This window comes from Pseudothermotoga sp., assembly GCF_031962025.1.
In the GTDB taxonomy this organism is placed as follows: domain Bacteria; phylum Thermotogota; class Thermotogae; order Thermotogales; family DSM-5069; genus Pseudothermotoga_B.
On record NZ_JAVRKW010000005.1, the window covers coordinates 106,365 to 122,215 of the forward strand.

The following is a 15,851-nucleotide window of genomic DNA, read 5'->3' on the forward strand; positions in this document are numbered from 1 at the left end:
TAACACCTCCTCATATGATGAAAATATTTTCCTGCACCATGTAGATTGCACCTAAGACAACTCCTAAGTCTGCGAGACTGGCTTTTGTGAAAATGATATCTTTTAGAATCTCTCTGGGAGTGATATTTTCAAGCACAGGCAGGATTCTTTTGATGATCCTTTCATACTGATTGTACCCTATCCCACCCCCTATCACAACAACATCCGGATTGAGAAGACACACGGCATTTGATATGGCAAAAGCAAGATGTTCACAGGCTTCATCAACGATTTTTCCAAAATTGGGATCAAAGTCGCTCAGCTCGAAAAACTCTTTCACAGTTGTTTGCACACGGTTGTCTTTGAGTATTTTTTCAAAATAATAACCCGAAAACCACCTTTCTAACCTGCCGAATGGTAAATCGTGATCTTTTTCTTTGGACCAGTCTGTTATCATGTAACCAATTTCACCAGCCATTCCACTACTGCCTTCATAGAGTTTGCCATTTATTATTATCCCGGCGCCAGTTCCCGTACCGAGTGAGATCATCAAAACGTTTTTATAACCCTTTGCTGCTCCTTTCCACATCTCACCAAGAGCATTCAGTGTCACATCGTTTCCCACAAAAACTGGCACTCCCGTGATACTTTGCAGGTCCTGCTTGAGTGGTATATCTTTCAGATCAAATGCCGGCATGTAACTCACAAAACCTGTTTTTGAATCCACAGTGCCCGGAACACCTATACCTATTCCCAAAAGTTTTTGAGTATCTTGTTTCATCGACTCAACGATATTTCTTATTAGACCGTATAGATCACTTTTTGATCTGACAGTTTTTGAAGAAAAATTCTTCGCAAGTAGAATTTCACCATTCAAATCAGTCACAACTGCCTTGATTTTGCTACCACCCACATCGATACCGATTATTTGACGGTATTGAGGGTTAAAAGAAAGAAGAATAGGTTTTTTCCCTCCCCTGGATGTACTCCTGCCCTTGCTTGTTTCCTTCACTATACCAAGTTCAACAAGCTTCTGAACCGCTTCAGAAACCATCGGTTTGCTCATTCCAATCTGCGAGGCTATGCGTGCCCTTGATACAGGTGAATTTCTTCGAATAAACTCCAGTACACGGGCTTCAGAATTCTTGAATAAGTGCAACTGTCTCTCTCCTTTCAAAGCTCTTGCCTTTAACTCATCTCACTCAAATGTTGTTAGTTAGTTAATATATCTTACTAACAACAGAGTATCACTTTTTCCGTTGCTGTCAAATCGCTGAATTTGCGGTTATGGCTGGTTGAAGATGAATTCACACCGCTTTGTGGAATGGTTTTGCATTAAGGTGTGGTTTTCTATTCCATGCATCGCTTTTCTGGGTTTTTCTGGGTATTTTGAATAAAAAACATTAGTGGTTAACTCAAGTTAACACAAACTACGTGTTTTTTCAGCAACAGTCTGTTTTGTTTTTTATTTGAACGATCTGGTTTTTGTCGTTCAGTATCGCCACTTTTGGTCCTTTATATTCGTCATCGCTGAAAAGGGCAAAGCTCATTATTATAACCTTGTCTCCTTTTTCGACAAGGCGCGCCGCAGCACCATTCAGTGCTATGACTCCACTGTTTGGCTTTCCTTTTATGACATAGGTTTCAAACCTTTCACCGTTGTTCACATCTGCCACAAGTACTTTTTCGTTTTCTTTTAGATCAACGGCTTTCATCAGTTCTTCATCTATCTCAATACTTCCTTCGTATGCCATATTTTTATCTGTCACTGTAGCCATGTGAAGTTTTGACTTGAGCATGAATCTCATCACGCTAATCCCTCCAAAATTGATTATAACAACTCTCACAGAACGGAACAAAGATTTTCAAATACAGACATTGAGAATTAATATTCCTTTTGAATATAAGCTCAATCCTGTTATCTTAACCACTATTGCTTTATAAAGTGTTTGTTTTCAATACCTGTCTGGTATATAATAAAGACAAAATACAAATACAATTTTTGGGGGGTTATTAGATGAAAAAAGCGACTTTGCTGGCAGTACTTGTGATTACTCTTTTAATTTCTGGATGTTTGAAACTCAACAACAATAAAGGTAAATTGATCGTCAACTTCAACCAGCTCAAAGCTATACCAGATTCGCAGGCAACTACAGGAATAATCAGAATAGATAAAAATGGCAGGGTTTTACAAAAAACTTTCGATTTTCCCATTTCTCAGGTGACGTTTGACTCAATCGAGGAAGGACTCTGGAATATCAGCGTACAGATATTGGACCAGAATAACCACATACTGTACACGGCTTTTGAACAGGTTAAGGTCATCGCCAATCAGACTAATTACTGTTCATTGAATCTTTCGCTGAATACCGCTGATCTTGTTTTGAATGTAAATGTACAATCAGACCAGCCAGATAGTATCAGTGTGGATCTTTGCTGTGGTGCTGAAAATATTAACGAAAAGAAACCTGTTGAAAATAGAACAGCGGTTTTTTCTTTTAACAGCCTGAAAAGCGCCGTTTGGGATATGAAAATAACTCTTTTTTCTGAACAGAATGTTATCATGACTGTGCCGCAGACAGGTTCATACGGCTTAGAACTTCAGCCGGGAAGAACCAATATTTTCAACGTGACAATCGATCGATTTGGAAATCTATCGGTTGAGGTTTTAATTGAGCATCTGGATGTGGTACGCAATGCAACACTCACAAACCTTCAGGACGGGATTAAGATAGAATGGGATCCTGTTGAAGGCGCTGATTCATATGATTTGTACAGAAAAGAAGGTTTTTTATGGCTTAAATTGAATTCAACTCCACTTGAACAGTGTAATTTCACAGACAGTAATGTCATAGAGTGTGAGACTTACTATTACGTCATCAATGCAAAATCATCGTCGGGTCTTCAGAGTGGATTCTGTCAACCTTTCAGTATAACAAGAGACACAAACAGAGTTTTTGTGGGAGCTGGCAGTAAACTCTACAGTTTGAAAAGAACAGATTCTGGTTTTGAGATAGTAAAAACCGTCAGTTTAGCACAAAGTCCCTTTCATGTACACACAAAAGGTAACCTTCTGTATGCTGCAACAAACAGCGGCGTGGTGGAATTTGATTCAACAACCTTTGAAATTCTCAGGAGCAAATCTGTTTTCATAATGTCGCCTGCAGACTTCACAGAAGATTATCTTTTTTTGATAGGAGCAAATAAGGTATATAGGTTAAATCTTTCCAGCTTTGAATATGATCAATACAGCATTCAATATGTCAACTTCTTGTCTGTAGATGACTATCTGTGTACAGTTGCTCAAAATCAGGTGCAGGTTCGTGACCTGAATGGGAACATAATAACTCAGACAGCCGGCAGCTATGCCTTTACTGAGGATGATAAGATCTTTGTTTACAACAACGGCAATTTAGAGTATTATACGATCAATAATAGCAATCTGAACTACAGAGGTTCAGTACCAATCTCTGGTACACCAAAGGCTGTGGATGTGTATCAACAGTATATCTACGTGGCTGTCGATGATGGTTTTTACGTGATTGATTTAAACACCATGACCGGGCAGAAAACAAATCTGAATTTGACAAAAAATCTCATGGTTTGTAAAAATCAGTTATTCGTTGTACACGATAAATACCTGAAGGTGTATGACATCACAGATCCAGCAGTTCCCGTTCAAAGATGTTCATATGGCTTTGAAAATTCGGTTTTGGCACTTTTTGTAGATTAAAGGATGGTATCTTTGCCGCAAGTTGACTCAAGCCATTTTCTAAAAATTTTACCCTGATAGGTGTCTCTTGATACGAGTTCTTTTTCTATCTGGTTGACGATTTCCAGCTTTGACATACCCCAGTTTCCATATACTGTCATATCTTTTGGAGGGTCTGAGGCAAGCCGATGAATCACGATGCTGTCTGAAAGATTTTCCAAAAAAGCGATTACGCGATCTTTGTATTGATCAAAACTCAGTAATTGAATCTGTCCTTTACTGACCATTTCTTCCAGTTCAGTTCCCCTCACGACATAGAGCGAATGTAATTTCACTCCATCCACACCAAGTGATGAAATAGTTCTTGCTGTGTCTATGACATCTTCAATCTCGTCCCATGGCAGATCTACGATGACATGAACAACGATTTCAAGCTGGTGTTTTTTTGCCCTCAAAACAGCATCTATGAACTCTGCTAAGCCATGTCCTCTTTTGATAATTCTAAGGGTCTTTGGGTTTATAGTTTGAAGTCCAAGTTCAACAGAAACATCCACTCTTTCTTTGAAACTTTCAAGAACATCAAGAACTGGCTCTTGAAGGCAGTCTGGTCTTGTTGATACAGCAAGTTGTACAATACTTTCATCCACAATAGCTTCCTGATATTTTCTCTTTAAAAGATCGACAGGTGCATATGTGTTTGTGAAAGCTTGAAAATAGACAATGAATTTCTCGGACCCATACTTGGATATTGCCCATTGCTTTTGTCTCAGCACCTGTTCTTTTATGGAAAGATTGTGAAAGGCATTAAAACCGCTACCAGTTGGATCGCAGAATATACATGGGCTGGATTTTTCACGATTTGGACAGCTAAAGCCCGCATCTATGATAAGCCTGTGCACCTTTGTACCATATCTTTGCTTGAGATATTCACTCAGTTTTCGGTATCTATTAATCTTCTCATCACCTCTATGGATTTTCTTCTTATTTCAGACTCATCGATCGTAGGATAAACACCGTTCATGTAAACCCATTTGCCCTTTATCATCGTTGCAAAGACATCGGTCGAATTTGCCGAGTGAACAAGATGTGCTTTTAAGTTTTTGGACGGCAAATACCATGGTTTTTGTATGTCGATAACTATCAAGTCGGCATCTGCGCCAATCTCAATTGCCCCAGCCGCAAGACCGCTCGCCTTGGCTCCCATGATCGTTGCCATGGCTAAAGCCTGTTCAACGGTTACATTTGTCGGATCATCCATCTTCTGTAAAAGAGCTGCAAGCCTCATTTCATGCCAGATGTCCAGCGTGTTATTGCTTGCTGCACCATCGGTACCAAGGCATACCTGAACATTTTTGCTCAGCATCTTATGAATCGGTGCAATACCATTTGCCAGCTTCAGATTACTCGTTGGATTGTGTGCTATAAAAAAGTTCTTTCTTGCTAAAAGGTCAATCTCCTGATCTTTGACATGAACACAATGTGCAAAAATGACATCACACTCAAAAAGACTCGTTTTGAGTAATTCCACCAAGGAATAATTTTCTTTTTTTGATTCGTACAGATGAATAGTCACTTTTGCCTTCAGATCGCGCGCAGCTTTGCATACTTGATCTATATAATCCAAGGAACAACTGTAAGGTGCATGAGGACCAAAGCCGACGAGTATCAAACCATCTTTTCCGTTCCAGCGTTCAAAATACTGCACATTCTCGCGCAATCTGCCGCCATCAGAACCAGGGGTGCCTTTGTTTGTAAGACCACGGGTTATCAAAGCCTTCATACCAAAGTCAACCGCAGCCTGTGCAACTGCGTCACAGTGAAAATACATATCCACATAAGCCACAACGCCTTTTCGCGCCATTTCCATCTGAGCCAGCATGGTGCCATAATAAACATCTTCTTGTGTTAACCTTTCTTCTATGGGAAAGATCTTTTTAAAAAGCCAGTCCTCCAGGTACATGTCCTCGGCAGTACTCCGCATCAATGTCATGGCAGCGTGCGTGTGAGAATTCACCAGACCGGGCATTATCAATTTACCTGAAAAATCATATCTCTCATCGACATTCTCATCAACAATATCTCCCAGTTGCGAGATCTTCCCATCTTCTATTAAAATCTTCAAAACTGCCGGATGAGAAAATGCGTCTTTCAAAACCAGAGCATTCTCAAGCAGAATTTTCAAGTTCTCTCAACCCCTTTTCCAGTTCCGTCATTTTCCTTTCAGCCTTTTCTTTGTTTTGTTCTTCAACTTTGATGTACACTTTCAACTTCGGTTCGGTGCCCGAAGGTCTTATGTATATCTTTGCTCCATTGACCCTGATCAATAGAGTCTGGTTTGGTATGAGTTTATCCAGCGAATAATCGTATAATTCTTCCACCTTGAAGTGACCTATCTTCTGTGGTGGCATACTGGACAGATGTTCATAGAGACGCTTCGCGCGCTCAGAACTTTCTACTTCAAAGGAAATGAGTTTCTCGAGATGATAACCGTATTTGTCGTACAGGTAATTCAACTGATCGATGGGATTGAACCTTGTACACATGGCTGCTATGAGTGCAGATCCGATCACACCGTCTTTGTCTCTGACAAAATCTCCGGTCAGATAACCACAGCTTTCTTCAAAAGCCAGAAAATATCTAAAATCTGGATCTGTGCTTCTTTTTTCTATTTCACTGCCGATGAACTTAAAACCAGTCGGGGTTTCCACAACCAGATGATTGCGATCTTTGCAAATGTGGTTGACCATATCGGTGGTGACAATGGTTTTAAACAAATAACTGCCAGATTGAAATTCTTTGCTGAGCATATCGCTGAGCAAAATGCCCACCTGATTGCCTGTCAATCTACGACCGTAAGCTATAAAACCCACTCTATCGCAATCTGGATCTGTAGCAATTCCAAAATGGATTTTTCGCTCGTCAGCGTATTTTATTATTTGCTCAAAGGCACTCTCTTCTTCGGGATTAGGCAATTTGACAGTTGAGAACATTGGATCTGGATGCATTTGACTTTCCACACAAACTAAATCTATTCCCAACGATTCAAGAACAACTGGTACAAACTCCGCTCCCGTACCGTGAAGCGGCGAATAAACCAAGCTCACCTTTGAGGAATCCAGAACGTATGGTTTGATCAACCCAACGACACGATCGATGTATTCTTTTATGACTTCTTCCGGCACGGGATGAACCAAAGGCTCACGGCAGGCAGGAAGTGGTTTATCCATAAAAGACGAAATTTTCTCGGTGTGTACCGGTATGGCTTGAACGCCGTCACATGTGTAAACTTTAAAGCCGTTGTACTGTGGAGGATTATGGCTTGCGGTGATCACAATGCCAGCCGAAGCCTTCATAAACCTGATCGCAAAAGATAAAATCGGTGTTGGTACGGGTCTTTGAAATAGATGAGTTTCAATACCGTACGATGACACAGTTTCTGCGGCGAGTTTCGCAAATTCTTCTGAATTTTTTCTCGTGTCATAGGCAATGACTATACCTTGGTGAGATTCACTCAGCATCCAACTTGCAACTGCTCTGCTTGCTTTTTCAACCAGATCATGATCAAATTCACCTTTTTTCATGACGCCCCTGATACCGCCTGTACCGAAGAGTATCAAAACGATCACCTCTGAAAAATTTCTTCGCCACCGATCATTCTAAGTAACTCTTTCTTTTTCTCATTCTCGTTCAAAGTTTTTAAAACCATCTTATCCATAGATCGTTCCACAACAAAATGTCTGTCGGCTTGAACGGCTATCTGCGGTAAGTGCGTTACAACGATCGTTTGAAGGTTTTTGGAGACATCTTTCAGTTTTCTGCCAAGCACATTACCTACCATACCACCTATACCGGCATCGACTTCGTCGAAAACAAGAGTTTGTGAAGAAAACTTGGAAGCATAAACGAGCTCCAAGCAGAGCAATAACCTTGAAAGTTCTCCTCCAGAAAGGATATTCTTTATAGGCAACTGATCCTGGTTTGGCAAAACCACCGTGAACTCAACCTGATCAATTCCAGCCGCATTCAGATCCTGCAACTTTTCAATTTTCACCAAAAAATTCATGTTCATCGCCAGATCTTTCAGGTGTTTTTTCACCTGCTCTGTTATGTCCTGTGCGGCTTGAACGCGCTGATCGTGAATTTCATTTGCCAATTCAAAAGCACGGTTTCTGAGCTGTTTTATCTGTTCTTTCGCCTGTGAAAATTTTTGCAATTTGCTGTTCAGTTCATCGTATCTGGACTTTGCCTTGATAAAGTATTCAATTACATCCTTGATTTCCGGACCATACCTGCGTTTTATATCATTGTAATCCCAGATTCTTTGCTCGATTTCTTTGATATCTTCTATTTCCAGTTCCTGAAGATTTGATTTTGCAAATCTATTGAGTTCCTGCGATTTTTCCAGAACTTCTTTCAAAAGATCGACGAATCCTGCTGGAAAGATGCGGGAAAGTTTTTCGGATCTTTGAAGCACATCCCAGAGTGTTGCAAAACCATCAGGTGAATCATTTTCAATGACAGATGTGACCTTTGAGAGAATTTCTGCTATCTGCTGGCGTTTTAAGATTCGCTCATATTTCTCTTTGAGTGAAATTTCTTCTTCTTCTGACGGTTTTACTCGATCAAAATACTCGATCTCTGAGCGAAGGTTTTCTATCTGTTTTTGTAATGTCTGAAGGTCAATTTCATCGAGAAATTTTTCAAGTTCCTTCACAGTCCGGTATAACTGAGAATATTCCTCAACTATGTGCTGATCTTCAAGAAAGGCATCAAGGAAAATCTGCTGGTTTTTTGGTTTGAGCAAACCAGTTTGAGAATTCTGCTGGTGGAAGTATACCAAGTCCTCAAACAAAAGTTCAACGGTGCTCTGAGTGCACATTTTTCCATTTAACCTGTAAACCCACCGTTTACCCAAAGAAAGGCTTATCACGACCTCGTCTTCATCTATTCCAAATTCAGCCAGTTTTTGATCTGGAACAGTTATTAAGGCTTCCAGATAGCAATTATCGTTTGCTGGGAGATCGACTTTCCTGCCAAGAACTGCCTGCAACGCTCTCAACAAAATCGATTTACCGGCACCAGTTTCACCGGTTATCACGTTCAAACCTTCAGAAAAGGAAAATTCAAACTGGTCAAAGTACAGCAAATTCTTCCCAGCAAAGTGTACAAGCACACAAACACTTCCTAAAAACGAATGTCTAAGTGCTCAACCAGATTTGGTGGTATCTTTTTCACGAAATCTGCACCATTTGTCCAGTACATGTAAGGTACAGATGAGAATCTCTGCTTTAAAATATACAACAATTTCCTGGGTCGCGTCAGCGCAACATAGAAAATTCTCTCTTCTTCATCCAGATTACCATCGATCAGTGCGTAGTAACTTGGAAAATCACCGGGATTCACACTGAGAATAAAGACAACATCCCACTCAAGGCCCTTTGCCTGATGGATCGTCGTCAGGATCACTTTGCCCTTTGAACGGTTGTCATTTTCTTCGTCCTGGTTCAGTGTGAGATCTGACAAAAATCTCTCCAAGGATTTATACCTTTCGGCGATCTGGATCAATCTTTCGATATCCATCTGTCTATCATGAAAATCTGGATAATTGTCCTGAAGATATCGAGAATAGAAATCTTCATAGATCACTTTTATCTTCTCACTCGCAGTTTCTTTTTCAGAAACCTTACGCACCAAATCGATGAAATCTTTGACTTGAGTCTTTTTGGCAAAAAATTCCTGAACTATCTGAGTTACAGTCTTTGTACTTGAAAATTCAAAAGCGTATTCAGCGAGATTCGACGCTGTCTTTGCTCCAACACCCGGAAAAAGCCTTGCGACTCTGCTCCAGGATATTTTGTCACGTGCGTTGTGAAAGATCTTCAAAAAAGCCAAGATGTCTTTGACATGTGCTGTTTCGGTGAATCGAATCCCGGAGAGTATTTTGAAATCAATCTGTGATTTTGAAAGCTCAATCTGAAGATCAAGTGAATGAGCATGGCTTCTGTACAACACGGCAATTTCACCGGGCTCAAAACCTTTTTCAATCAATCGCAGTATTTCACGGGCAACAAAGCGCGCTTCTTCTTCTTTGTCATTTGTTTCAACCACTACAGGTTTTTTCCCACCGGTCTTCACGGCTCTCAAAGTCTTTGGAACGGACTTTTTCGGAATCAGTCTATTTACAAGATTGACTATTGTTTCATCGCTTCGGTAGTTTGTCTGGATTTTGAACAATTTTGTGTTTTTCACATTCATGAAATCTCTGACATTTTCATACCTTGCACCTCGAAAAGAATAGATGCTCTGAGAATCATCTGCCACGACTACCACATTGCCGTGTACTGTTGAGAGCAATTCTATCAACTGAAGCTGCAAGATATTTGTATCCTGAAATTCGTCTACTAGAATCCACTTGTACTTTGAAGCTTCTTTAGTCCGTGCAGAGACATCTTGCTGTAAAACTTGAACTGCAAAAATCAAAAGATCATCGTAATCAACGCAATTCTGATTTCTTTTTTCAACGGTGTACTCTGTGTATACACGCTCAATAACAGGCTCGAACTCTATGTACTTGGGATTGAGTTTTAAAATCGCTTCATGTAACGGTGTCAAAGTGTTTGCACAGTACGAAAAGATCTTCTGGAGCACGCTGTGAGCTGGAAAATGTTTGATCTCACCTTCTTTTTCCAGTACGATTGTTCTTACGTGTTTGATGAGAGTTTTTGAATCTTCTTCATCGAGAATGGAGAAATTCGGTGACAGTCCCACTCTTGAAGCATATTTTCTGAGTATCAGATTGCAAACATGATGAAAGGTGCCGGCGGTGATGTCCTCAAGATCCATACCTGTGAGAAGTTTTGCACGCTCTATCATTTCATTTGCCGCAGCCCTCGTGAAAGTGACAAGCAGGATTTCCGAAGGTTTTACTCCGCATCTGATTAAATGTAAGAGTTTGTAGGTGATAACCCTTGTTTTCCCTGAACCAGGACCGGCTATGACTATTGATCTACCAGAAGAACTCAAAACAGCTTGTCTTTGTTCTTCATCCAGTTCGGAAAGATAATCTACCAAAAAACACACCTCGTTTGAATTTTATCATTAAAAGACATTCGTATCAAAGGTACCGGTTAAAGGATCAACTGTGAAGGTCTTTTTTGGGAACTCTTTTATGTAGAATTTGAAAGAAAGTTTCTGCACAGAAAAAGCCCGATCCACAGAAAACTGACCTTCGAAGATGAGACCCCAGCAATGAAGGTCCTTTTCCAGTGTGAACTTTAAATCACTGATGGCAAATGTTTCGGTGTTCATATTTATGTACAAACCAATGGCAGGATCGAACCCGGATAAATTGTACGAAAAACGGAGTCTGGATGATCCTTTGATGTAATAGCCCGAGAACTCGTGTTTTGCCTTACCCGTATAGAAGATACCTTTGGCTTCGACTGACAGAAGATCAAACGGATAAGCGTTGAGTTTATAAACAAGCTTTATGTCTGGATTGGTCATGAACAAAAAATCGGTGCCTTTTACTGTGAGGGTATTTGTGATTATGTCGATTGGCTTTTCCTGATTGTAGAAGTACGTAAACTCCGTCACGTGCCTAAATGTGCTGTATGATAAATCGATGTCAAAATCTGTTTTGTAAAACTGCTCTTTTTCGATCTGGTATACAGTATTTGTGTAGACTGCAACCCCCATCTGCCACATCTTAAAAGCGGTACTGGTTTTGATAGTCAGATCATCCCACGTTGAAGTCAAAAGATCATAGGCTGTAGAAACTTCAAAAAGCGTTGTTGGTACATTCAACTTTGCAAGCAGGTTGATTTTTGATACTTCTGAGCTGTTGCTGAATGAATATACGTTGTTTGTGATCACCCCGGTTCTCGAATAGCCAGCAGAGAAACTGAGAAAGTCAAATGGCTTGAATGTGAGTTTGTTATTGAATAACTGGGCAAATCTATAACCTATTTTTTCGTTGTTAACACCTGTCCAGATACCTGCCATCAGGGAGTTATCAACTGTCCATTCCAGTAAACCGAAATTGGCTCTCACCGTTTTGAAAGGAAGGTTTGAATCCAGCACAAAATATGTTCTGCTGGTTGGTTGAAAATCTGTCAGTTCGTAGAAACCTGAAAAATCAACCTGCAGATTTTTGAAAATAGAAGGCATTTTTACAGATAGCGTTGAGCTTAATCTTCCGGTTGTATCAAGCTCGTCAAAATGATCCAAAAGCGAACCCTGATTATAACTGACTGTTGAGCGATGGTAGAAAGAATTCACTGTGAGTGTGAAAAGATCAAATGGTAAAGTGATTTTTTTCAAATACACGTATGGCAAAACCCAGGTCACTTTGTCAAAGTTCTGTGATCTTGAGAACTGAACAGAGAGTTCTTTGATCGGAAAGAGTTGATATTCAAAATAATTGCTGTTATTTTTGAAAAAAGTTCTGAATTTCATCGATACAGGTTCACTCAAAGATAAAGAACCATCAAATTGATAAACGTTATCCTGTGCTTTAGGCGGTTGACGAACGTAATAACTGGACTGAATCTTAAAAATGGACCATTCTCTTTTCAAATCAAACTGCGCATAACTGCCAGGTGTATCGCCAGATTCCTGCCAGCCTATCTTTGCACCAATAGACCCATCTTTGAAGCTTACGTTGTATGAACTTTCAAAGGAAAAACCATCTGATTTCGAATATCCCAATTTGACAGCAAAAGGCTGTGGACCTTCTTTTAATGAAACAAAATAAACTGGCAGATAGACAGTTGGAACATTCAGTATGAAGATCACCACGTCATAGGCTGCCAGATATTCATTCTCCTTTACCTCGACCTTCAAAGCTTGCATTCGATAATGAGGTTGATCCAGTTCGCAAGTTGTCAAATAACCTTTCTGAATCAAAGATTTGTCGTGTTGCCCTTCAAGAACTTCACCGGAAAAATACACAGTGTGTTTGGTTTTCTCTTCATCTGTGTAAATGGTCTTACCGCGAATGTTTGCCATCATACTGTACTGTTCAGAAAAAACATATGTGAATTGCTGGCATCTTATCGCTGTATCTTTCTTTGTGTAAGATACAGATTCTTCTGCAATGATCTTTTGTGCGTTCTTAGACTCATTCAGAAAAACTGTGAGTTTTTGACATTCAACCTTTGAATCTTGAAAAAGCGCCTCGACATTTCCACTGAAAACAACCGATGTTGCATCGTAAGTGACAGAACTCGCGTTAACAGTTAGCTTTTCTGTGCCCATAACATTTGTGACCATGAATAACAGTAAAATCAAAAAAAGTCTGGAGAGTCTTTCTCTCAACCTGTAACTCAAAGGAGTATCCAGAAGCAGGAACAGGATAGCTCCGGTTGCCGCAAAAGATATGTCCGGTAACCACGCCGAAAGCACAGGATCGATGAGTCTTTCTTTCCCCATGGCACCAAGCCATGCGCCTGAACCCTGGTAAAGAACGATTATCACAAAGGTCAGAATAACCCCCCAGGATTTACTTTTTAGGTTGAACATGAGAGATAAAGGTATGCCGACCAGAACGATTATCAAAGGTCCCAGTGAAATCGAATAACGGCTGTGCAGTTCCACAATCCATGGTGATGGATCTATACCGAGCTTTTTAAAGGTCGTTATTCTGTCTCTGAGTTCTTCACTTTTCATGTCCTTTGGTGTTTTACCAAAGCGCATGATCGATTCCAAATCCTGCTTCAGATCCAGTTCCACTTTGTTGAATTTCACATCGAACCTGAGCATACCATCCTTATCGACTCTGTAAAGCCTGCCATCGTACATGTACCACTTTTCTTCTTCTCTGACAACTTTCTTGGCTGTGATGATCTCTTCTTCGTTGGGTTCATTTCTGAAAAGCACGACATCCTGCAAAATGCCGTTTTGACGGTCGTACTTTTTTACATAGAAATACTGACTTTCATCGATTTTGGTGAGAATATTCTCACTGATGAAGACCTCTGGTCTTCTGTAAACGTATTTCGAAAGTGCTTCATTTGCTTTTTGATTATAATCCGGCACTACACGATCGCTCAGCCAGTAAGTCAAAAAACTCAAAAGAATCGAGAGTATCAGAAAGGGAACGATGAGAACTTTTAGAGATATTCCATGAACCTGCAAAGCCATCAGCTCATGATCCGTTGAAAGTTGTGACAGAACCCAGAATATCGCAAGCAAAACACCAACAGGTATTCCAAGTGCCACAAAGTATGGAAGATAATAGTACAGAACTCTCAGCAGAACGATAATGCCAACTCTGTGACGGACTATCAGATCAGAGAGTTGATAGAGAACCTCGACGCTGACAAAGATGACAAAACCAGCCAGACCTATCAATATTGGACCTGTTGAGAGTTTTAAAATGTACTTAGTCAGTATTGTCAAACAGAACACCTTCACTTTGCCTGAACAGTTTCATTTCATCTCTAAAACACTTGTAAGACTCAGAAGTCACCACGTAAAGAACCGTTTCGACTATGTTTGTTGAAAGATCTGCAATCTCTTCTATTTTTTGAGCAAGTTCGAGTATCAAAACATCACGATCGATGTTCTTCTGGTCTTGCTTTGTAAAATTCAAAAGTTCATTCCTGAGTTCCATATAAAGCTCATCTATCTCGGCGTCCTTTGAGCAGATTTCAAAAGCCCCTTCTGTTTGAAGATCTGCAAGCAATCTGAGACTTTCCTTCAACATCCATGATGTCAATCTGCCAAGCTTGAGAAGACCCGGAATGAAGGTAATCTGCTGTTCTCTGAGAATAGTTATGGTTATCTGAGAAATTCTTCTGGCGTTGTCCCCTATTCTTTCAAAGATATTTGCAAGCTGTATGCTGCTGACGATGAACCGCAACTGAGCACCGGTGAGATTGTGAATACCAAGCATTGCAGCAGCTTCTTCTCTCAGTTCTATTTCCATCTGATCCAGGATATTATCGTCTTCTATCACCTGCTTTGCCAGCTTTATGTCCCTATTTTCAATAGCTTCAAGTGAACGCAAGAACATCTTTTCCATATACCATCCCATTTTCATTAACGCTTTCTTGAACATCTCACTTTTCTCATCGATTATCCATTTCATTTTGAACACCTCTTCCATAACCTACCTTTTCTTTAAGCACGGTGAAAAAATCATAATAGTCGGGTCTCAAAAGCGTGAAATACCTTTCGGATTTTGTTATCTCTATCTGTGTTGTTTTACCGACCGCAACACCATCAACCAAGACCTCAGACTCATTTGAAGTGCGAATGACAGTTTTTCGCTGGCTCTGTAAAATTATGCTTCTGTTTTGCAAATAATAAGGCGCAATGGGCAAAATTTGAATAACATCACAACTTGGGACAACGATTGCTCCGCCAAGAGAAAGGTTGTACGCCGTTGAACCAGTTGGAGTTGAAACTAAAATCCCATCTGCAAAGAAAGAAAGAACAGAGCAACCATCAAAGAAAATGTCAAACTCACTCATCTGACCAGATGGTGTATGAAATACGATGTCATTAACAGCATGAAATTGTACGTCTTGTATCTGGGTTTTCAGCATCCATCTTTTTTCTTCGATCAGCTTACCTTTGTGCAGATCATCTAAGAATCGATCCACTTCTTCGAGTCTGTAATATGCTAAAAATCCAACCCTTCCTGCCTTGAATCCCACGATGGGAATATTCAAAAGTTTCACGGCTTTTAAAACCGTACCATCTCCACCGATGATGATTGCAAAATCACATTCCTGACTGACTTTCTCGTTCTTCGCCTCGCATATTTGCTTAACTTCAATATGTGCACTGATTTTTTCGGCAAGTAACTGTGCTTCTCTTGCTTTATCACTTCTGAAGATTATCGCGGCTGAGTAATTCAACGCAACACCACCGCCAGATCAATCAAGGTCCGTACTACAAAAACATCCAGAAAAGTCAAGATCAATATTGCTATCATTGGAGTGATATCCACCGGTCCAATAGGAGGTATAATCCGTCTGAGTGGTCTGAGCACGATCGCAGATACACCATCCACAAACTGCCTGAATGGATAGTAATGATAAGGCGTTATCCAGCTTAGAATAGCTGAGATAACAACGCAGGTCAATTCAAAATATATAAAAACCTGTAAGACCTTGGCAATAGCCATGAATAAATTTGAAAGGACAAACAC

12 protein-coding genes are annotated in these 15,851 nt (G+C 40.2%); 1 reads left to right on the forward strand and 11 read right to left on the reverse strand.

Annotated elements, in window-relative coordinates; all coding sequences use genetic code 11:
• Positions 1-10: 10 nt before the first annotated feature.
• Both AC4E92_RS05705 and panD read right to left on the reverse strand, forming a co-directional pair.
• Positions 11-1,138 (reverse strand): ROK family transcriptional regulator, encoded by a 1,128-nt coding sequence (locus tag AC4E92_RS05705; protein WP_490239631.1) that lies wholly within the window; start codon positions 1,136-1,138, stop codon positions 11-13.
• Between the two features lie 283 nt (positions 1,139-1,421).
• On the reverse strand, positions 1,422-1,790 hold the full coding sequence (gene panD, locus AC4E92_RS05710; RefSeq protein WP_490239632.1) for an aspartate 1-decarboxylase: 369 nt from the start codon (positions 1,788-1,790) through the stop codon (positions 1,422-1,424).
• A gap of 206 nt (positions 1,791-1,996) precedes the next feature.
• On the opposite strand from panD, the gene AC4E92_RS05715 reads away from it, so the two are divergent.
• Positions 1,997-3,712: a hypothetical protein gene (locus AC4E92_RS05715; protein WP_490239633.1), complete on the forward strand. Its 1,716-nt coding sequence runs from the start codon at positions 1,997-1,999 to the stop codon at positions 3,710-3,712.
• Here the strand turns inward: AC4E92_RS05715 and mnmL are convergent.
• Genes mnmL through AC4E92_RS05760 form a run of 9 tightly spaced genes read right to left on the reverse strand, consistent with a single transcriptional unit; the run spans position 3,709 to position 15,851 of the window.
• Positions 3,709-4,590 (reverse strand): tRNA modification radical SAM protein MnmL/YtqA, encoded by an 882-nt coding sequence (mnmL, locus tag AC4E92_RS05720; protein ID WP_490239634.1) that lies wholly within the window; start codon positions 4,588-4,590, stop codon positions 3,709-3,711. The genes AC4E92_RS05715 and mnmL overlap by 4 nt on opposite strands.
• A gap of 32 nt (positions 4,591-4,622) precedes the next feature.
• Complete coding sequence (locus AC4E92_RS05725) at positions 4,623-5,873, reverse strand: amidohydrolase (RefSeq protein ID WP_490239635.1); 1,251 nt, start codon at positions 5,871-5,873, stop codon at positions 4,623-4,625.
• Positions 5,857-7,308: a phospho-sugar mutase gene (locus tag AC4E92_RS05730; protein WP_490239636.1), complete on the reverse strand. Its 1,452-nt coding sequence runs from the start codon at positions 7,306-7,308 to the stop codon at positions 5,857-5,859. Before AC4E92_RS05730 ends, AC4E92_RS05725 begins: the two co-directional genes overlap by 17 nt.
• A 5-nt stretch (positions 7,309-7,313) precedes the next feature.
• The gene (locus AC4E92_RS05735) at positions 7,314-8,864 is read right to left on the reverse strand and encodes an AAA family ATPase (protein WP_490239637.1); all 1,551 of its coding nucleotides are present in this window, start codon (positions 8,862-8,864) and stop codon (positions 7,314-7,316) included.
• 11 nt (positions 8,865-8,875) lie between these two features.
• Entirely contained in the window at positions 8,876-10,762 is a 1,887-nt protein-coding gene (locus AC4E92_RS05740) for an ATP-dependent helicase (RefSeq protein ID WP_490239638.1), read from the reverse strand.
• A gap of 27 nt (positions 10,763-10,789) precedes the next feature.
• Entirely contained in the window at positions 10,790-14,092 is a 3,303-nt protein-coding gene (locus AC4E92_RS05745) for a YjgP/YjgQ family permease (protein ID WP_490239639.1), read from the reverse strand.
• Positions 14,076-14,783 (reverse strand): phosphate signaling complex protein PhoU, encoded by a 708-nt coding sequence (gene phoU / locus AC4E92_RS05750; RefSeq protein ID WP_490239640.1) that lies wholly within the window; start codon positions 14,781-14,783, stop codon positions 14,076-14,078. The genes AC4E92_RS05745 and phoU overlap by 17 nt, the downstream gene beginning before the upstream one ends.
• On the reverse strand, positions 14,764-15,558 hold the full coding sequence (locus AC4E92_RS05755) for an NAD(+) kinase (RefSeq protein WP_490239641.1): 795 nt from the start codon (positions 15,556-15,558) through the stop codon (positions 14,764-14,766). Before AC4E92_RS05755 ends, phoU begins: the two co-directional genes overlap by 20 nt.
• Entirely contained in the window at positions 15,555-15,851 is a 297-nt protein-coding gene (locus AC4E92_RS05760) for a YggT family protein (protein ID WP_490239642.1), read from the reverse strand. The genes AC4E92_RS05755 and AC4E92_RS05760 overlap by 4 nt, the downstream gene beginning before the upstream one ends.

Excerpts from the sequence above, each read along its gene's own strand:
- AC4E92_RS05715 (WP_490239633.1), top strand. The coding sequence starts at position 1,997 with ATGAAAAAAGCGACTTTGCTGGCAGTACTTGTGATTACTCTTTTAATT.
- phoU (WP_490239640.1), bottom strand. The coding sequence starts at position 14,783 with ATGAAATGGATAATCGATGAGAAAAGTGAGATGTTCAAGAAAGCGTTA.